The 19,342-nt window shown below is 60.8% G+C and carries 17 protein-coding genes; 10 read left to right on the top strand and 7 right to left on the bottom strand.

The window, feature by feature from the left end:
- Positions 1-166: 166 nt before the first annotated feature.
- Positions 167-799: a cAMP-activated global transcriptional regulator CRP gene (crp, locus tag GT753_RS22105; protein ID WP_004090925.1), complete on the top strand. Its 633-nt coding sequence runs from the start codon at positions 167-169 to the stop codon at positions 797-799.
- Between the two features lie 50 nt (positions 800-849).
- A complete protein-coding gene (locus GT753_RS22100; protein WP_160125957.1) occupies positions 850-2,928 on the top strand; it encodes a YccS/YhfK family putative transporter in 2,079 nt (692 codons plus the stop codon).
- A gap of 40 nt (positions 2,929-2,968) precedes the next feature.
- On the opposite strand, the gene GT753_RS22095 is transcribed toward GT753_RS22100, so the two are convergent.
- From GT753_RS22095 to GT753_RS22085, 3 genes are all read right to left on the bottom strand, one after another.
- Positions 2,969-4,186 carry an aspartate aminotransferase family protein gene (locus GT753_RS22095; RefSeq protein WP_160125956.1) on the bottom strand — a complete coding sequence of 406 codons (1,218 nt, stop codon included), beginning with the start codon at positions 4,184-4,186 and terminating at the stop codon, positions 2,969-2,971.
- Positions 4,187-4,319: 133 nt separating this feature from the next.
- The gene (locus GT753_RS22090; protein WP_076741292.1) at positions 4,320-4,895 is read right to left on the bottom strand and encodes an aminodeoxychorismate synthase component II; all 576 of its coding nucleotides are present in this window, start codon (positions 4,893-4,895) and stop codon (positions 4,320-4,322) included.
- A gap of 72 nt (positions 4,896-4,967) precedes the next feature.
- Positions 4,968-6,494, bottom strand: coding sequence for a helicase HerA-like domain-containing protein (locus tag GT753_RS22085; RefSeq protein WP_004930359.1), 1,527 nt, complete (start codon positions 6,492-6,494; stop codon positions 4,968-4,970).
- Positions 6,495-6,705: 211 nt separating this feature from the next.
- On the opposite strand from GT753_RS22085, the gene GT753_RS22080 reads away from it, so the two are divergent.
- On the top strand, positions 6,706-6,975 hold the full coding sequence (locus GT753_RS22080) for a hypothetical protein (protein ID WP_004930356.1): 270 nt from the start codon (positions 6,706-6,708) through the stop codon (positions 6,973-6,975).
- 17 nt (positions 6,976-6,992) lie between these two features.
- Entirely contained in the window at positions 6,993-7,271 is a 279-nt protein-coding gene (locus GT753_RS22075; RefSeq protein ID WP_021504776.1) for a type II toxin-antitoxin system RelE/ParE family toxin, read from the top strand.
- Here the strand turns inward: GT753_RS22075 and btsR are convergent, their stop codons facing one another.
- From btsR to ppiA, 3 genes are all read right to left on the bottom strand, one after another.
- A complete protein-coding gene (btsR, locus tag GT753_RS22070; protein ID WP_004930351.1) occupies positions 7,272-7,997 on the bottom strand; it encodes a two-component system response regulator BtsR in 726 nt (241 codons plus the stop codon).
- A complete protein-coding gene (locus tag GT753_RS22065; RefSeq protein ID WP_004930349.1) occupies positions 7,997-9,682 on the bottom strand; it encodes a sensor histidine kinase in 1,686 nt (561 codons plus the stop codon). Before GT753_RS22065 ends, btsR begins: the two co-directional genes overlap by 1 nt.
- A gap of 155 nt (positions 9,683-9,837) precedes the next feature.
- Positions 9,838-10,404, bottom strand: coding sequence for a peptidylprolyl isomerase A (ppiA, locus tag GT753_RS22060; protein WP_004930347.1), 567 nt, complete (start codon positions 10,402-10,404; stop codon positions 9,838-9,840).
- Positions 10,405-10,757: 353 nt separating this feature from the next.
- Here ppiA and GT753_RS22055 point away from each other — a divergent pair, with 353 nt between their 5' ends.
- The 4 genes from GT753_RS22055 (at position 10,758) to tsgA (ending at position 14,829) form a co-directional block, all read left to right on the top strand.
- Positions 10,758-11,096, top strand: coding sequence for a PTS lactose/cellobiose transporter subunit IIA (locus GT753_RS22055; protein WP_004930342.1), 339 nt, complete (start codon positions 10,758-10,760; stop codon positions 11,094-11,096).
- The gene (locus tag GT753_RS22050) at positions 11,093-12,400 is read left to right on the top strand and encodes a 6-phospho-beta-glucosidase (protein ID WP_075684673.1); all 1,308 of its coding nucleotides are present in this window, start codon (positions 11,093-11,095) and stop codon (positions 12,398-12,400) included. Before GT753_RS22055 ends, GT753_RS22050 begins: the two co-directional genes overlap by 4 nt.
- A 72-nt stretch (positions 12,401-12,472) precedes the next feature.
- The gene (locus tag GT753_RS22045; protein ID WP_156866445.1) at positions 12,473-13,453 is read left to right on the top strand and encodes a LacI family DNA-binding transcriptional regulator; all 981 of its coding nucleotides are present in this window, start codon (positions 12,473-12,475) and stop codon (positions 13,451-13,453) included.
- A gap of 191 nt (positions 13,454-13,644) precedes the next feature.
- On the top strand, positions 13,645-14,829 hold the full coding sequence (tsgA, locus tag GT753_RS22040) for an MFS transporter TsgA (RefSeq protein ID WP_004930336.1): 1,185 nt from the start codon (positions 13,645-13,647) through the stop codon (positions 14,827-14,829).
- 54 nt (positions 14,830-14,883) lie between these two features.
- Here the strand turns inward: tsgA and GT753_RS22035 are convergent, their stop codons facing one another.
- A complete protein-coding gene (locus tag GT753_RS22035; protein ID WP_305851943.1) occupies positions 14,884-16,152 on the bottom strand; it encodes a cytosine deaminase in 1,269 nt (422 codons plus the stop codon).
- A 303-nt stretch (positions 16,153-16,455) separates the two neighbouring features.
- On the opposite strand from GT753_RS22035, the gene nirB reads away from it, so the two are divergent.
- Positions 16,456-19,005, top strand: coding sequence for a nitrite reductase large subunit NirB (gene nirB / locus GT753_RS22030; protein WP_075684671.1), 2,550 nt, complete (start codon positions 16,456-16,458; stop codon positions 19,003-19,005).
- Positions 19,002-19,328: a nitrite reductase small subunit NirD gene (gene nirD, locus GT753_RS22025; protein ID WP_015379293.1), complete on the top strand. Its 327-nt coding sequence runs from the start codon at positions 19,002-19,004 to the stop codon at positions 19,326-19,328. The genes nirB and nirD overlap by 4 nt, the downstream gene beginning before the upstream one ends.
- Positions 19,329-19,342: the final 14 nt, after the last annotated feature.

Genomic DNA, 19,342 nt, shown 5'->3' with positions numbered 1-19,342 from the left:
TGCAGCGCTTACGGCAAGTTAATATGCTAGAGCGACAGCGTATTTTTATGACACGCCTCAAAACTTGCCGGTAGCCCTCGCTCATAACTGCGGCTACAGGCGGGTTTTACAGGGAACTCTGACCCCTGTGACACAAGGCAGCGATAACAACAGAGGATAACAGCGAATGGTTCTCGGCAAACCGCAAACAGACCCTACTCTCGAATGGTTCCTGTCTCATTGCCATATCCACAAATATCCATCGAAGAGTACGCTGATTCACCAAGGTGAAAAGGCCGAAACGCTTTACTACATCGTGAAAGGCTCCGTCGCGGTGCTGATCAAGGATGAAGAAGGTAAAGAGATGATCCTGTCCTACCTCAACCAGGGGGATTTCATCGGCGAGCTCGGATTGTTCGAAGAAGGCCAGGAGCGCAGCGCCTGGGTTCGCGCGAAAACCGCCTGTGAAGTGGCCGAAATTTCCTACAAGAAATTCCGCCAGCTGATCCAGGTGAACCCGGACATCCTGATGCGTCTGTCCGCCCAAATGGCGAGCCGCCTGCAGGTCACCTCCGAAAAAGTGGGCAACCTCGCCTTCCTGGACGTGACCGGCCGCATCGCGCAAACCCTGCTGAATCTGGCGAAGCAACCTGACGCCATGACTCACCCGGACGGCATGCAGATCAAGATCACCCGTCAGGAGATCGGCCAGATCGTCGGCTGCTCGCGTGAAACCGTTGGCCGTATTCTGAAAATGCTGGAAGATCAAAACCTGATTTCCGCCCACGGCAAAACCATTGTCGTCTACGGCACCCGTTAATCCCCGAAGAAACGGCGCAGTCTGCGCCGTTTTTTTATCTGCTCTCTGCCATGTGGCGCCGCCTGATCTACCACCCGGAAATCAACTACGCACTGCGACAAACGCTGGTGTTGTGTCTGCCGGTGCTGTTCGGCTTGTTAATAGGCCAGCTGCAGCTCGGCCTGATGTTCTCTCTGGTGCCCGCCTGCTGCAATATCGCCGGTCTGGACACGCCGCATAAGCGCTTCTTTAAACGGCTGATCGTCGGCGGCTCGCTGTTCGCCTTCAGCAGCGTGCTGCTGCAACAGGCACTGCTGTGGCACGTGCCGCTGCCGGCGCTGATGCTGGGCCTGGCGCTGCTGCTCGGCGTCACCGGCGAAATCAGCCCGCTGCACGCCCGGCTGTTGCCGGCGGCGCTGGTGGCCGCCATTTTCGCCCTCAGCACGGCCGGCACGGTACCCCTCTGGCAGGCGCCGCTGCTGTACGCGATCGGCACCGTCTGGTACGGCTTATTCACCTGGTTCTGGTTCAAGCGGTGGAAAGAACAGCCAATGCGCGAGACGCTCAGCCAGCTCTATCTGGAGCTGGCTGACTATTTCGAAGCCAAATACTCGTTGCTGACCCAGCACACCGATCCGCAAACCGCGCTGCCGCCGCTGCTGGTGCGCCAACAAAAGGTGATGGATCTGATCAGCCTTTTATACCAACAGCTCAATTTCCTGCCGCACGCCAACAACCTCGAACAAAAGCGCCTGCAGCGCGCCTTTCAGGTGGCGATGGATCTGCAGGAGCACATCACCGTCAGCCTGCATCTGCCGGAGGAGGTGCAAAAACTGGTGGAGCAGAGCCAGGCCGAAGCGATCATTCGCCGCAACGCTCAGGTGATCGCCGGCCGGCTGCGCGTGGTGGCGCACGATATTCTCTACCATCAACATTCGAAGCGCTTCTCCATGAGCCACGAACTGGCGGCGCTGGAAAAAATGGCGGCGCAGCATCCCGATAACCCGGTCGGCCAGTTTTGTTATTACCACTTCAGCCGCATCGCTCGCCTGCTGCGCACCCAGCATCCGCTGTACCGCCGCGACCTGATGCCCGGCCAGCACCGCCTGCCGTTTTGGCCGGCGCTGGCCAGCTACCTGTCGTTCAAATCCACCGCCCTGCGCAACGCCGCGCGGCTGGGGGTGACGCTGGCGGTCGGCAGCAGCCTGGGTGCGGTTTTCAACCTGCCGAAGCCTTACTGGATCCTGCTCACCATCATGCTGGTGAGCCAAAACGGGTATAACGCCACCCGGGTGCGTATTCAGCACCGTGCGCTGGGCACGATTGCCGGGCTATTGCTGGCGGCCGGGCTGTTGCAGCTGCAGCTGCCGGAAGGAGAAACGCTGAGCATCATGCTGGTGATCACGCTGCTGGCCTACCTGGTTTCGCGCAAGAACTACGGGCTGTCGGTGATTGGCTTTACGGTCACGGCGGTTTACACCCTGCAGCTGCTGGCGCTGAACGGCTCGCATTTTCTGGTGCCGCGTCTGATCGACACGCTGATAGGCTGCGTGCTGGCGTTCGGCGGCACCATTTGGCTGTGGCCGCAGTGGCAAAGCGGGCTGCTGCGCAAGAATGCCCATCAGGCGCTGGAGAACGATCAAGCCGCGCTGCGGCTGATGCTGAAGCAGCCGGAACCGGATGCCACCGCGTTGGCCTATACCCGCATGCAGGTCAACCAGGCGCACAATGCGCTGTTCACCTCGCTCAATCAGGCGATGCAGGAGCCGGGGTTCGCGTCGAATTATCTGGCGGACATGCGGCTGTGGGTCACGCACAGCCAGTTCATCGTCGAACACCTGAACGCCATGACCATTCTGGCGCGCGAGCACTACATGCTGACGCCGAAACTGGCGGAAGCCTATCTGCAAACCTGTGAAATTGCGCTGCAAAGCTGCCAGCAGCGGTTGGAATACGACGGCCCGAGCAGTGACAACAGCGGCATCATGCAGCCGCCGGATCTGCATCCGGACATGCCCGTCACCGAGATGGAACGTCATTTGCGGCGCATTTTGTCGCACCTGAGCGTGATGCATACCATTTCGTCGCTGGCCTGGCGCCAGCGCCCGCACCACGGCATCTGGCTCAAGCGCAAACTGCGCGATCAATAAGGGCGCGGCATGCCGCGCCCCGTTATTCGCCGCACGGGCTTCAGGCGTTGATCACATCCTGCACCGCCAGCTCGAACAGCGCCATGCCGGCCTCGATGTCCTGCAGCTCCACCACCAGCGACGGCGCGAAACGGATCACGTTCGGCCCGGCATTGAGGATCATCAGCCCACGCGCGGCGGCGGCGGTGAGGAAATCGCGCGCTCTGCCGTGATAATGCGGCGTCAGTTCGGCGCCGATCAGTAACCCCATGCCGCGAATGGCGGTGAAAATACCGTATTTATCGCCGATATTCTGCAAAGCCTGCACATACAGCGCGTGGCGCTGTTCGATGCCGCTCAGCACTTCCGGCGTATTGATCACATCCAACGCCGCCTCCGCCACCGCGCAAGCCAGCGGGTTGCCGCCGTAGGTGGTGCCGTGGGTGCCCACCTGCATCACCGACGCAATCTCTTCGGTGGTCAGCATGGCGCTCACCGGGAAACCGCCGCCCAGCGCCTTGGCGGTGGTGAGAATGTCCGGCGTCACGCCATAATGCATATAGGCGAACAGCCTGCCGCTGCGCCCCATGCCGCTTTGCACTTCGTCGAACACCAGCAGCGCCTGATGTTGGTCGCACAGCTCGCGCACGCCTTTGAGGAAGCCGGCGTCGACCGGCGTAATGCCGCCCTCGCCCTGAATCGGCTCCATCACCACCGCGCAGGTGTGGTCGTCCATCACCGCTTTCACCGCCGCCAGATCGTTGAACGGCACGTGCACGATGTCGGCCGGCTTTGGCCCGAACCCGTCGGAGTATTTGGCCTGCCCGCCCACCGACACGGTGAACAGCGTGCGGCCGTGAAACGCGTTATAGAAGGCGATGATTTTGGTTTTATAGGGGCTGTGGCGGGTGATGGCGTAATGACGCGCCAGTTTGAACGCCGCTTCGTTGGCCTCTGCGCCGGAGTTGGCGAAGAACACCCGATCGGCGAAGGTGGCGTCGATCAGTTTGCTCGCCAGGCGCAGCGCCGGTTCATTGGTAAAGACGTTGCTGGTATGCCACAGAGTCTCACCCTGACGTTTGAGCGCCTCGACCAGCGCCGGATGGCAGTGCCCCAGCGCCGTTACCGCGATGCCGCCGGAAAAATCGATGTACTCTTTTCCCTGCTGATCCCAGACCCGACTGCCTTTGCCGCGCACCGGCACAAACTGGGCGGGTGCATAAACAGGCAGGATAACCTGGTCAAAGGTGCTGCGGCTCACTGCGGATTTTCCAGTCATTTTTTCGGCTCCACCCTGAAGGTTTTTCAGCGCTATCGTAATGTTAGATTGAAAACATAATCACGAAATATGCATAAAAAACCAATCAAGCGCAAACGCAAAACGCCCGACGAGCGAAAAAAACGCATCGGGATTAACGGTTGAGGAAGTTATCCAGCAGCTGATGGCCCTGCTCGCTGAGCACGCTTTCCGGATGGAACTGCACGCCTTCCAGCGCCAAAGTGCGATGGCGGATGCCCATGATCTCGTCGCGCACGCCGTCGCGTTCGCTCCAGGCGGTCACTTCAAAACAGTCCGGCAGCGTATCGGCTTTCAGCACCAGCGAGTGATAGCGGGTCACGGTCAGCGGATCGTTCAGGCCGCGAAACACGCCGACGCCGAGGTGGCGGATGGCCGACGTTTTGCCGTGCATCACCGCGCGGGCGCGCACCACCTCGGCGCCGAACGCCTGCCCCAGCGCCTGGTGCCCCAGGCACACGCCGAGGATCGGCAGCTTGCCGGCGAAATGACGAATGGCGGCCAGCGAGATACCCGCTTCGTTCGGGGTGCAGGGGCCGGGGGAAATCACCAGATGCTGCGGCGCCAGCCGCTCGATATCGGCCAGCTGCAGCTCATCGTTGCGCTTCACCACCACCTCGGCGCCCAACTCGCAGAAGTACTGGTAAAGGTTATAGGTAAAGGAGTCGTAGTTATCGATCAGCAGCAGCATGTCAGGTCCGGCAGAGAAAAACGCCGCCATAGTTTACTGATTTAACCCGCCGCTGCCGACGATAATTTCCGCTTACTTTTTACGGCCGCCGGTGATCGAGCCCAGCACGCCGCGCAGGATCTGGCGGCCGAGATCGCGCGCCATGCTCTTGGCGGCGGTCTGGACGATGCCGTCGCGTTTGCCGCCGCGCGGGCCGGTGGAACCGAACAACAGCTCGTTCAAACCATCCATCAGGCCGCCGCCCGCCTGCTGTTGTTGCTGTTGCGTCTGCGGTTGTTGCCCCTGCTGCGGGGTGCCGATGGTGGCGAAACCGCCCGACGACAGCTTCTCGTAGGCGGACTCGCGGTCAATCATGTCTTCATAGCGGCCATACAGCGGCGACTTGTTGATCGCGCTGTTCAGCCCTTCCGCGCCAAGCATGCCCATTTTGGATTCCGGCGCGATGACCATCGCCCGCTCCACCACGTTCGGCCGGCCCTTCTCGTCGAGGAACGACACCAGCGCTTCGCCCACGCCCAGCTCGGTGATCGCCGTTTCGGCATCGAAGGCCGGGTTGGCGCGCAGGGTTTGCGCCGCCGTCTTCACCGCCTTCTGATCGCGCGGGGTAAAGGCGCGCAGCGCATGCTGCACGCGGTTGCCCAACTGGCCCAGCACGCTGTCCGGGATGTCCAGCGGGTTCTGGGTGACGAAGTAAATGCCGACGCCTTTGGAGCGGATCAGACGCACCACCTGTTCAATCTTGGTCAGCAGCGCCGCCGGTGCATCGTTGAACAGCAGGTGCGCTTCATCGAAGAAGAACACCAGCTTCGGCTGTTCAGGGTCGCCCACTTCCGGCAGGTGCTCAAACAGCTCGGCCAGCAGCCACAGCAGGAACACCGAATACAGCTTCGGCTGATTGATCAGCTTGTCCGCCGCCAGCAGATTGATCACGCCGTGGCCGTTGGCGTCGGTTTTCATCAGATCGTTGATGTCCAGCATCGGCTCGCCGAAGAACTGATTGGCCCCCTGCTCTTCCAGCGTCAACAACCCGCGCTGAATGGCGCCGATAGAGGCGGCAGAGATATTGCCGTACTGGGTTTGGAATTGTTTGGCGTTGTCGCCGACGAACTGCACCATGGCGCGCAGGTCTTTCATGTCCAGCAGCAGCAGCGCATTGTCATCGGCGATTTTGAACACCAGCTGCAGCACGCCGCTTTGCACCTCGTTCAAATCCAACAGGCGCCCCAGCAGCAACGGCCCGAGATCGGAAATGGTGGCGCGGATCGGGTGGCCTTTTTCACCGTAAATATCCCACGGGATAATGGTGCAGGCCTGCGGTTGCCAGTCGGTAACGCCGATCGCCGCCAGGCGCGCCTGCAGTTTTTCGGAAGGCACGCCCTCGGCGCCGATGCCGGACAGATCGCCCTTCACGTCCGAGAGGAACACCGGCACGCCGATGCGTGAGAACTGTTCGGCCATTTTCTGCAGCGTCACCGTCTTGCCGGTGCCGGTTGCCCCGGTGATCAAGCCGTGGCGGTTGGCCAACGCCGGCAAAATCACCAGATCCTGTTCCGGTTTTCCGTCTTTCATCGCTTTGGCGATAATCCGTGGTTCACTCATTTTCTGTTCCTTTGACGCTGACCGCGGCGCGAAACGCGCCTGTTGATGCAATAAAGCTATAAGCGCCGCGTAACCCCGTCAAGGACAAACAAAAAGGGCACCGTCGGGGCCTGATGAATTCAGATTGCGCTTAGCGTCAGAGCGTCTTTGCTTGAACAATAAAGCACCAGTGTTATAGTGAGCATTACGCTGTATATACGAGGTAAATACCATGTCTGAATCTACCGTGGTAATCCGCGTGGATGACGAGTTAAAAACCGCTTTCGCCAGCGCGGCAAAGGCCGCCGATCGCACGGCTTCGCAACTGCTGCGCGATTTCATGCGCGAGTTTGTCAGCCGCCAGGCGCAGCAGGAAGAGTACGACCAGTGGTTAAAGGAAAAGGTCGAGGTGAGCCGCAAGGCGTTGCGTGAAGGCAAGTTCGCCGACGATGAAGAGGTGGCTGCTTATTTCGCCGAACGCAGAGCTAAATCAACGCAATAAAACACAAAAGGACTTTTGTGAAACTGACATGGACGGTACCCGCCCTCGCCGATCGTCTGGCGATTTATGAATGGTTGGAACTTAAAAATTCGGCCGCCGCCGCAGAAAATGATGCAAAAATCGCTGACGCGGCGGCACGCCTCGTGCATCATCCCACCAGCGGGAAAACGGGTCGGATAGCCGGCACGCGCGAGCTGGTCATCTCCCCGTCCTATCTGTTGGTCTATGAATTGGCGGCTCAACGCGTCATCATATTGGCCATCGTGCATACTCGCCGCCGGTGGCCGCCGGCATAGTCACCCCCGCAGCCCCAGTTGCTCCTTCAGCGCCTTCAAATAGCGCCGGCTGACCGGCACCGGATCGCCTGCCGACATGATCATCTCTGCCGCACCGCCCTCTTCGAAGCGGATCTCGCGCACCTGCTCCAGGTTGACCAGATACTGCCGATGGCAGCGCACCAGCGGCGTACGGCTTTCCAGCGTGCGCAGCGTCAATTCGGTGAAACACTCCATGCCGTCGCTGCGCACCACGAATACCCCGCTCAGCTTGGAACGGATCGCCAGCACTTCATCGAACCGCAGCAGATAGATGCGGCTGTGGCCGGTGCAGGGAATGTATTTCAGGTAGCCGGCGCTCTCATCCAGCGCCGTCACGTCCTGCGGCGCACTGCGCTGCCGCAGGCGTTGCAGCGTCTTGCTCAACCGCGTCGGCTCCGCCGGCTTCAGCAGATAGTCGAAGGCGTGCTCCTCAAATGCCTGCACCGCGTATTCGTCGTAGGCGGTCAGAAACACGATGTGCGGCATACGGTTGGGATCCAGCATGCCGACCATTTCCAGCCCGCTGATGCGTGGCATCTGGATATCGAGAAACACCACGTCCGGCTGCAGCCGATGGATCTGGCTGATGGCTTCGATGGCGTTGGCGCACTCGCCGATAATCGAGATCCCCGCTTCAGCTTCCAGCAGGTGGCGCAGGTTGTCGCGCGCGGAAGGTTCATCGTCAACAATCAGTGCGTTTAACATCAGGCTGCCCTCTCCATAGGGACATTAAGCGTAATGCGGGTGTAGGCGTCCGGCCGGCAATCCACCTGCACGCCATAGCCTTCGCCGTAGCGCACGCGAATGCGTTTATCCACCAGGTTCATCCCCAGCCCGCTGCAGTTCGGTTTCGGCTGGAACAGCCCGGCGTTGTCCGTCACCTGCAGCAGCAGATGCTCGCCTTCGCAGCAGGCGCCGATTTCGATGCGGCCTACGCCCAACAGATGCGAGGTGCCGTGCTTGATGGCATTCTCGACGATCGGCTGCAGCGAAAACGCCGGCAGCCGCGCCGCCAGCAGCGCCTCGGGCAGCGATACCGCAATCTCCAGCCGATCGGCGAAGCGCGCTTTCTCTATCTGCAGGTAGGCGTTCACATGTTCAATTTCGTCCGCCAGGCTGACTTCGTCATCCGAGCGCTTGAGGTTTTTACGAAAGAAGGTCGAGAGGGACTGCACCAGATCGCAGGCGCGCTCGCCATCGCGGCGGATCACCGCCACCAGGGTATTCAAGGCATTGAACAAGAAATGCGGATTGACCTGCGCATGCAGCAGCTTGATCTCCGACTGCGCCAGCAGCTGCTTGTGGCGCTCGTACTGTCCGGCCATGATCTGCGCCGACAGCAGGCTGGCGATGCCTTCGCCCAGCGTACGGTTGATGGTGCTGAACAGCTGGCTTTTCGGTTCATACAGCTTGATGGTGCCGATGACCCGCTGGTTTTCGCCGCGCAGCGGGATCACCAGCGTCGATCCCAGCTTGCAGGCCGGATTGATCGAGCAGCAGTAAGAGAGCTGATTGCCGTCGGCATAGACCACCTCGTTGTTGTCGATGGCGCGGTGCGAATGCACCGAGGCGATCGGCGTGCCCGGCAGGTGGTGATCGTCACCGATGCCGATAAACGCCAACAGCTTGTCGCGATCGGTGATCGCCACCGCGCCGATGCCCAGCTCCTGATAAATCACCCGGGCGACCTTCATGCTGTTTTCCTGATCGAAGCCCTGCCGCAGGATGCCCTCGGTGCGCTCGGCGATTTTCAGCGCCTTGGAAGAGAAAGCGCTGGTGTATTTCTCGAACATGGCGCGCCTGTCCAGCAGGATTTGCATAAACATCGCCGCGCCGACGGTATTGGCGATCATCATCGGCAGCGCGATGTGTTCCACCAGCTGCAACGCCTCGTTATAAGGGCGCGCCACCGCCAGAATGATCGCCATCTGCAGCACTTCCGCCACCAGCGCCACGCCGCCGACGAACAGCGGATTGAACAGCAGCTCGATGCGCCCCCGGCGCATGGCGATGCTGTGTACGATGCCGCCGACCAGCCCTTCGGACACCGTGGAGATCGCGCAGGCCACGTCGGTCATGCCGCCGAGCGTATACCGGTGCAGGCCGCCGGTCAGCCCGACCAGAAAGCCCACCGACGGCCCGCCCAGCAGCCCGCCCAGAACCGCGCCTATCGCTCGGGTGTTGGCGATCGAATCCTGAATATGCAGCCCGAAATAGGTGCCCATGATGCAGAACACCGAGAAGATCACGTAGCACAGCAGCTTGTGCGGCAAGCGAATGGTCACCTGCATCAGCGGAATGAACAGCGGGGTTTTGCTCAGCAGATAGGCGATAACGAGATAGACGCACATCTGCTGCAACAGCAACAGCACCTGGTTAAATTCATACATGGCAGCAACTCATCCAGAGACAACAAAGGGCGAACGCCGGATTTCCGGTCTGGTTATTGTCTGCCGATTAGAGCATGGGGCGCGGGAGAAAACAGTGATGAAGGCAAGGCTTCGGGAGGAAGGACGGCCGACCCCGGCGGGATCGGCCAAAAAATTTACGGCAGCACCTTGGCCGACAGAATCACCACCGGCTTGGTCGGCACATTCTGGTAAGGGCCGACGTTGCCGGTCGGCACCTGAGCGATCTTGTCCACCACATCCATGCCTTTCACCACTTTGCCGAACACCGCGTAGCCGAAGTCGCGCTGGCCGTGATCCAGGAAGGCGTTATCCGCCACGTTCAGGAAGAACTGGCTGGTGGCGCTGTCCTTGTCGGCGGTGCGCGCCATCGAGATGGTGCCGCGCAGGTTGCGCAGGCCGTTGTCGGCTTCGTTCTTGATCGGCGCCTTGGTGGATTTTTGCTGCATGTCAGCGGTGAAACCGCCGCCCTGGATCATGAAGCCCGGGATCACACGGTGGAAAATGGTGTTGTTGTAGTACCCGCTGTTCACGTAATCGACGAAGTTCTGGGTGGAAACCGGTGCCTTCTGGCTGTCGAGCGCCAATTCGATATTCCCCGCCGAGGTCGTCAGCATGACATGGGTCTCACCGGCGGCGAGTGCGGGTGCCACTGCGGACAGGGAACACAGCGCGACGAAGGTCACTAAAGTACGTTTGAACATTAACGGGTCCTTTCTCTGAGAGACAAACAACGGAAAAGCGCTTTGATTCTAAAGAGCTGTATCGGCAAGTGCCAGCCATTTACCTATATTTACCCAATTACGGGACATATCCTAGGCGGCCCTGAATTTTGCTGCGGAAAGTATGGGCGCAGAAGGCTTTTTTGCCAACCGCATCACGCATTTTTTGCCCCGTGCCGCCCTGGGGCGGTTTTTGCGATCTGCCTCCCAGTTTGCACACGCATTGTCGTTACTCTATATAAATGAGAGCGCTCTCATTATAAAAAGAACGGATATTGAAGCATCCCACGGCGGCATCGCCGCGCAACCCCTGGAGAAATGACGTGAGTGAATTGATGACTGAAGTCAGCCCCGAGTTTGAAAGCACCATCATGGAACTGCTGGTGTTCTCCGGCAGCGCGCGCAGCAATGCGTTGATGGCGTTGCGACAAGCGCGCGCCGGCGACTTCGCCGCCGCGGCCAAACACATGGCCGAATCCAAAGAGTGGGTGAAGAAAGCGCACCTGATCCAGACCGAGCTGATCGGCCTGGACGAAGGCTGCGGCAAGCTGGCGATCAATCTGATCACCGTGCATGCGCAGGATCATCTGATGAACGCCATGGTGATCCAGGATCTGGCCGACGACATGATCGAGCTCTATCGCCGTCAGTCGCTGACGGAGGGCCGCCCATGAGCACGCTCAAAATCGCCGTGATCGGCGGCGGCAGCAGCTACACTCCCGAGCTGGTCGATGGGCTGATCCAGCGCATCGAGGAGCTGCCGGTCACCGAACTGGCGCTGGTGGACGTCGAGCCAGGCCGGCAAAAAGTGGAAACCATCGCCGCCCTGACGCGCCGCATGCTGGCGCGCCATGGGCTGGAACAGGTGAAGGTCAGCGTGCACTTCACGCTGGACGAAGCGATTCGCGGCGCCGCTTTCGTGCTGACCCAGTTCCGCGTCGGGCAACTGCCGGCGCGCGCCGCCGACGAACGGCTGGGCCTCAAATACCAGCTGCTCGGCCAGGAGACCACCGGCGTCGGCGGCTTCGCCAAGGCGCTGCGCACCATTCCGGTGATGCTGGATATCGCCCGCCGGGTGGAAAAGCTGGCGCCGGACGCCTGGATAATCAACTTCACCAACCCGGCCGGTATCGTCACCGAGGCGGTGTCTCGCTTTACCAAAGCGAAGATCATCGGCCTGTGCAACGTGCCGATCAGCATGCATCACATGATCGCCAACATGCTGCAGGCGCCTTACGCCGACGTGCAGCTGCAGTTCGCCGGCCTGAACCACATGGTCTGGGTGCATCAGGTCACGCAGCAGGGGCGCGACGTCACCGCCAAGGTGATCGACATGCTGTGCGACGGCGCGGCGCTGACCATGAACAACATCAAGGAAGAGCCCTGGCAGCCGGACTTCCTGCGCGCGCTCGGCGCGATCCCATGCCCGTACCACCGCTATTTTTACCAGACCCGTGAGATGCTGGCGGAAGAGATGGCCGCCGCCGGCGAGCGCGGCACCCGCGCCGAACAGGTGATGCAGGTGGAGAAAGAGCTGTTCGAGCTGTATGCCGATCCGCAGTTGAACAGTAAGCCGGAACAGCTCAGCTTCCGCGGCGGTTCTTTCTATTCCGAGGTTGCGCTGGAGCTGATTCGTGCTATCCATAATAATCTCGGCACGCAATTAGTGGTCAACACCGCAAACCGCGGCGCAATCCATGGCCTGCCGGACGATGCTGTGATAGAAATCAACTGTATCGTCGATGCTCAGGGCGCGCATCCGCTAACGTTCGGCCCGCTGTCGGAACCGATGCAGGCGCTGACGCAGCAGGTGAAAGCCTACGAACGCCTGACCATCGAGGCCGCGGTGCACGGCGATCGCCGCAGCGGCTTGCTGGCGCTGATCGCCAACCCGCTGGTGGGCAACGCCAATCTGGCGCAGCCGTTGCTGGACGAGGTGTTGACGATAAACGCGCCGTATTTGCCGCAGTTCAGGTAAGCGCCTGCGCGCGGTATGACAGGGGTTCGGCGCGCCGAACCCATTTTTTTAGCCGTAATCAGGAGTTGGACGATGGTGACACTGGAAGATGTCGCGGCGCTGGCGGGCGTATCGCGCGCCACCGTATCGCGGGTAGTGAACGGCGACAGCAACGTCAAGGCGCCGACCCGCGAGAAGGTTGAACGCGCCGTCGCCCAGCTCGGTTACACCCCCAATCCGGCGGCCCGCGCGCTCGCCTCCAGCCACAGCAATACCCTCGGGCTGGTGACCACGTCGTATCGCGGCGGCTTCTTCGGCGCGCTGATGGACTTCGTGCAAACCGAGGCCGAATCCCACGGCAAGCAGCTGCTGGTGACCCAGGGCCGCAACAGCGCCGAAAACGAATGGCAGGCGGTGCAGCGGCTGTTCAGCCTGCGCTGCGACGGCGTGATCCTGCACGTGCGTTTTCTCAGCGACGATCGGCTGCGCCAGCTGGCGGCGGAGCAACGTCATTTCGTGTTGCTCGATCGTCTGGTGCCGGGGCTGGAAGACCGCTGCGTCACCTTCGATCATCCGCTCGCCAGCCGCATGGCGACCCAGCAACTGCTCGATACCGGGCACCGGCGCATCGCCTGCATCAGCGGGCCGCGCGAGCGCCCGTCGAGCCGCCTGCGGTTGCAAGGGTTTGAAGAGGCGATGCAGGCGGCGAATATCGAGCCGGTGGCCTGTCTGGAGGGCGTTTACGATCTGGAAAGCGGTTACCGCTGCGCCGATCGCCTGCTGCAGCAAGCCGCACGGCCCAGCGCCATCTACTGCTGCAACGAAGAGATGGCGATCGGCGCGCTGCTGGCGATCAACGAGCACCGCCTGCGGGTGCCGCAGGATATCTCCTTGATCTGTTACGACAGCGGCGAACGCGCGCCTTTTGTACGCCCGGCGTTGAGCAGCGTACATTTTCCCATCAGCGAGATGGCCCAATACGCGGCGCGCAGGCTGATCGACCCCACCACCCCGGCGCACCAATTTGAGCCGACGATCGTCAACCGTGATTCCATTGTGACGGTACGCAAATAGATCACAATAATGCGTACCCTCCCTTCATAGGTTGCATCAAAAAATCGACAACCATCACAAAAAATCCCGTTGTCTGTGCTAGGATCCGCCCCCTGGTGGCCTGATCGGGACTTTTTTCTGCGTTTGCCAGGAAAAGCCAGCGGCCTTATGCCAGCGTTAAAACCTCTAACAGACATATTCAGGCCTATACAATGAATGACAGTAACCGCATACGGCTTACCTGGATCAGCTTCTTTTCGTACGCGCTGACCGGTGCTTTAGTGATCGTCACAGGGATGGTGATGGGAAACATTGCAGAGTACTTTAATCTGCCGGTTTCCAGCATGAGTAACACCTTTACTTTCCTCAACGCCGGTATTTTGATTTCGATCTTCCTCAATGCCTGGCTGATGGAAATCATCCCGCTGAAGCGTCAGCTGATCTTCGGCTTTGTCCTGATGGTGCTGGCGGTCGCAGGGCTGATGCTCGGCAAGAGCCTGACCATGTTCTCGCTGTGCATGTTTATCCTTGGCGTGGTTAGCGGTATCACCATGTCGATCGGCACCTTCCTGATCACCCACATGTATGCCGGCCGCCAGCGCGGTTCGCGCCTGTTGTTCACCGATTCCTTCTTCAGCATGGCCGGGATGATCTTCCCGATCGTCGCCGCGATGCTGCTGGCTCGCCATATCGGCTGGTACTGGGTTTACGCCTGCATCGGTCTGCTGTACGTGGCGATCTTCGTGCTGACCCTGTGCTCCGAATTCCCGGTGCTGGGCAAGAAAGGCGCCGATGCCGGTCAACCGGTCGAGAAAGAAAAATGGGGCATCGGCGTGCTGTTCCTGTCGATCGCCGCGCTGTGCTACATCCTCGGCCAGCTGGGCTTCATTCAGTGGGTGCCTGAGTACGCCACCAAGTCGTTCAACATGGACATCGGCCAGGCCGGTAAGCTGGTGAGCGACTTCTGGACCTCTTACATGGTCGGCATGTGGGTGTTCAGCTTCATCCTGCGCTTCTTCGATCTGCAGCGCATCGTTACCGTACTGGCCGCGCTGGCTACCGGCGCGATGTACCTGTTCGTCAGCACCGACAATCCGGAACACCTAGGCTACTACATCATGGCTCTGGGCTTCGTTTCCAGCGCCATCTATACCACGTTGATCACCCTCGGCTCGCTGCAGACCAAGGTCTCCTCGCCGAAGCTGGTCAACTTTATCCTGACCTGCGGCACCATCGGCACCATGCTGACCTTCGTGGTCACCGGCCCGATCGTGGCGAAAGGCGGCGCGCACGCGGCGCTGACCACCGCCAACGGCCTGTACCTGGCGGTATTCGTGATGTGTCTGCTGCTGGGCTTCGTGACCAAGCACCGCAGCCACGGTCACGTGACGCACTGATTTCTTCGCATCAAATACATCAAGGGCGCCCGCAAGGCGCCCTTTTTTTGCGCCTTAGCGCCGAAAATCTACCGTCTCATCCTGCTGCAAATGCAGCGTGGTTTCCGCCGGCCGCGTTTCGGCGATCACCGCCCCCTGGCGAATCGAATAACGCACCGGCGTCTGGCGGCGCACCGCGTCGAAACCGCTTTCCGCCGGCAGGATCACCAGGTTGGCGCTGTTGCCGGCCGCCAGGCCATAGTCGCTGAGGTTAAGGGTGCGCGCACTGTGGCTGGTGATCAGCTTCAGCCCGTCGTCGATTTGGCCATAGCCCATCAGCTGGCACACGTGCAGCCCCATATGCAGCACCTGCAGCATGTTGGCGGTGCCGAGCGGATACCAGGGATCGAACACGTCGTCGTGGCCGAAGCAGACGTTGATCTCCGCCTCCAGCATCTCCTTCACCCGGGTCACGCCGCGCCGTTTCGGATAGCTGTCGAAACGCCCCTGTAGGTGAATGTTCACCAGCGGATTGGCGACAAAGTTGATGCCGGACATTTTCAGCAGGCGGAACAGCCGCGAGGCGTAAGCGCCGTTGTAAGAGTGCATCGCCGTGGTGTGGCTGGCGGTGACTTTCGCCCCCATATCCAGCTTCAGCGCCAGCGCCGCCACGGTTTCGACGAAGCGCGATTGCTCGTCGTCTATCTCGTCGCAGTGCACGTCCACCAGCCGATCGTATTTTTGCGCCAGTGCGAACGCCTTATGCAGCGACTCCACGCCGTATTCGCGGGTGAATTCGAAATGCGGAATGGCGCCCACCACGTCGACCCCCAGCCGCAGCGCCTCTTCAAGCAGCGCTTCGCCGTTGGGATAAGAGAGGATCCCCTCCTGCGGGAAGGCGACGATCTGCAGCGTTACCCAGGGCGCCACCTCCCGTTTCACCTCCAGCATAGCGCGCAGCGCGGTCAGCGTGGGATCGGAAACGTCGACGTGGGTGCGCACATACTGCACGCCGTTGGCGATCTGCCACTTGAGCGTTTGCCAGGCGCGCTGTTTGACGTCTTCATGGGTCAACAGCGCCTTGCGTTCGGCCCAGCGCTCAATGCCCTCGAACAGCGTGCCGGACTGGTTCCAGGCCGGCTGACCGGCGGTTTGCGTGGTATCCAGGTGAATATGCGGTTCGACGAACGCCGGCAGCGCCAGCCCGCCCTGCGCATCCAACACGTCGCTGCGCCACTCCAGCCCTTCCGGTTGCGGAACCAGATGCGCGATGCGCCCCTGCTCGATCGCCAGTTGCCACAACCCTTCATGCCCGCTTAAACGCAGGTTATCGATAAACTTCAATGGACGTTTCGCCACCCTTCACCTCTGCCGTTGCGCTGGTTTTCTTCATCATACTGGCAGCGGATCGCGCTGACAAAGTCACCGTTTCATGCCTACCCCCTGCGTTTACTCCCTGCGGGGTAATTTGCATGCAAACTGACTCGCTTCAGCTAAAGGTGAATAAAATCCGCAACTTATCAAAAAACGTGAAAAATCATCCATATACCACGTTAGAGGTATATAAGAGTGTGATTGATTTGCATCAATAAATTGCCCCTCGGGAGAGATAAGGTAAGCCTAGGAAACCCGAATTTTGAGGCAATAATGAGCAGAGTCAAACTTGCCGTCGTCGGCAATGGCATGGTCGGCCACCGGTTCATCGAAGATCTGTTGGATAAAGCAGACAAAGACCAATTCGACATCACCGTATTTTGCGAAGAGCCGCGCATCGCTTACGATCGCGTGCACCTTTCCTCCTACTTCTCGCACCACACCGCCGAAGAGCTGTCGCTGGTGCGCGAAGGCTTTTACGAAAAACACGGCGTGAAGGTGCTGATCGGCGAGCGCGCTATCACCATCAATCGCGACGAGAAGGTCATCCACTCCAACACCGGCCGCACCGTCTATTACGACAAGCTGATCATGGCCACCGGCTCTTACCCGTGGATCCCGCCGATTAAAGGCTCGGATAGCCAGGACTGCTTCGTTTACCGCACCATCGAAGACCTGAACGCCATCGAAGCCTGCGCGCGCCGCAGCAAGCGCGGCGCGGTAGTCGGCGGCGGGCTGCTGGGGCTGGAAGCCGCCGGCGCGCTGAAAAGCCTGGGGGTGGAAACGCACGTGATCGAGTTCGCTCCGGTGCTGATGGCCGAACAGCTCGACCCGATGGGCGGTGACCAGCTGCGCCGCAAGATCGAGCGCATGGGCGTCAAGGTGCACACCGGCAAAAACACCCAGGAGATCGTCAACGGCGGCGGCACGGCGCGCAAAACCCTGCATTTCGCCGACGGCAGCCTGCTGGAGGTGGATTTCATCGTGTTCTCCACCGGCATCCGCGCCCAGGACAAGCTGGCGCGCCAATGCGGGCTGGAGATTGGCCGCCGCGGCGGCATCGCCATCAACGACAGCTGCCAGACGTCTGATCCGGACGTGTACGCCATCGGGGAGTGCGCCGCCTGGCGCGATCGCACCTTCGGCCTGGTGGCGCCGGGTTACAAAATGGCGCAGGTGGCCGCCGATCACCTGCTGGGCCGCGAAAACGGCTTCCAGGGCGCCGACATGAGCGCCAAGTTGAAACTGCTGGGCGTAGACGTCGGCGGCATCGGCGATGCCCACGGCCGCACCGAGGGCGCCCGCAGCTACGTCTATCTGGATGAAAGCAAAGAAGTCTACAAACGCCTCATCGTCAGCGCCGACAACAAAACCCTGCTCGGCGCGGTGCTGGTGGGCGACACCAGCGACTACGGCAACCTGCTGCAGCTGGCGCTGAACGGCATCGCGCTGCCGGAAAACCCGGACGGCCTGATCCTGCCGGCCCATGCGGGCAGCAAACCGGCCATCGGCGTGGATTCGCTGCCGGAAAGCGCGCAGATCTGCTCCTGCTTCGACGTCAGCAAAGGCGACATCATCCAGGCGGTCAACAAAGGCTGCCACACCGTGGCGGCGCTGAAGGCCGAAACCAAGGCCGGCACCGGCTGCGGCGGCTGCATCCCGCTGCTCACCCAGGTACTGAACGCCGAGCTGAGCAAGCAAGGCATCGAGGTCAACCACCACCTGTGCGAACACTTCGCCTATTCGCGCCAGGAGCTGTTCCACCTGATCCGCGTCGAAGGCATCAAGTCGTTCGAGGCGCTGCTGACCAAATACGGCAAAGGCTACGGCTGCGAAGTCTGTAAACCAACCGTCGGCTCGTTGCTGGCTTCTTGCTGGAACGAGTACATCCTCAAGCCGCAGCATACGCCGCTGCAGGATACCAACGACAACTTCCTCGGCAATATCCAGAAAGACGGCACCTACTCGGTGATCCCGCGCTCCGCCGGCGGCGAAATCACCCCGGACGGTCTGCTGGCCATCGGCCAAATCGCCAAGGAGTACAACCTCTACACCAAAATGACCGGTTCGCAGCGCATCGGCATGTTCGGCGCGCAGAAAGACGACCTGCCGGCCATCTGGCGCAAGCTGCTCGCCGCCGGCTTTGAAACCGGCCACGCATACGCCAAGGCGCTGCGCATGGCGAAAACCTGCGTCGGCAGCACCTGGTGCCGCTATGGCGTCGGCGACAGCGTCGGCTTCGGCGTCACGCTGGAGCACCGTTACAAAGGCATCCGCACCCCGCACAAAATGAAGTTCGGCGTCTCGGGCTGCACCCGTGAATGCGCTGAAGCACAGGGTAAGGACGTCGGCATCATCGCCACCGAGAACGGCTGGAACCTGTATGTCTGCGGCAACGGCGGCATGAAACCGCGCCACGCCGATCTGCTGGCCGCCGATCTCGATCGCGAGACCCTGGTGCGTTACCTAGACCGCTTCATGATGTTCTATATCCGCACCGCCGATAAGCTGCAGCGCACCTCGGTGTGGCTGGAGAGCCTGGAAGGCGGCATCGATTACCTGCGCAAAGTGATCGTCGACGACAAGCTCGGCATCAACGCGCAGTTGGAAGCCGAGATCGCCCGCCTGCGCGACGCGGTGGTCTGCGAATGGAAAGAGACCGTCGAGCACCCGGAAACGCAGCTGCGCTTCGCCCACTTCATCAACAGCCCGCTGCGCGATCCGAACGTGCAGGTGGTGGCCGAACGCGACCAGCACCGCCCGGCGCGCCCGGACGAGCGCATTCCCGTCACCCTGATCGATACCGAGGAGAGTCACGCATGAGCCAGTGGATTACCGTTTGTCCCGTCGCCGACATTCTGCCCGGCACCGGCGTGTGCGCCCTGATCGGCGATCGGCAGGTGGCGGTGTTCCGCCCCTATGCCGACGAACAGGTGTTCGCCATCAGCAATATCGATCCGTTCGCCCAGGCCAGCGTGCTGTCGCGCGGCCTCATCGCCGAGCATCAGGGCGAATTGTGGGTCGCCAGCCCGCTGAAGAAACAGCGTTTCCGCCTGTACGACGGTCACTGTCTGGAAGATGACAGTCGTTCCGTCGCCAGCTTCACCAGCCGGGTGGTCGACGGCATCGTGCAAGTCGCGGCATAACCTTTCGGGAGGCA

Origin of the sequence: Serratia sp. Z4, from assembly GCF_009900725.1 — a bacterium.
GTDB classification, from domain to species: domain Bacteria; phylum Pseudomonadota; class Gammaproteobacteria; order Enterobacterales; family Enterobacteriaceae; genus Serratia; species Serratia nematodiphila.
The sequence above is the reverse complement of the archived record's forward strand: the minus strand, read 5'-3'. Positions and strand labels throughout refer to the sequence as shown.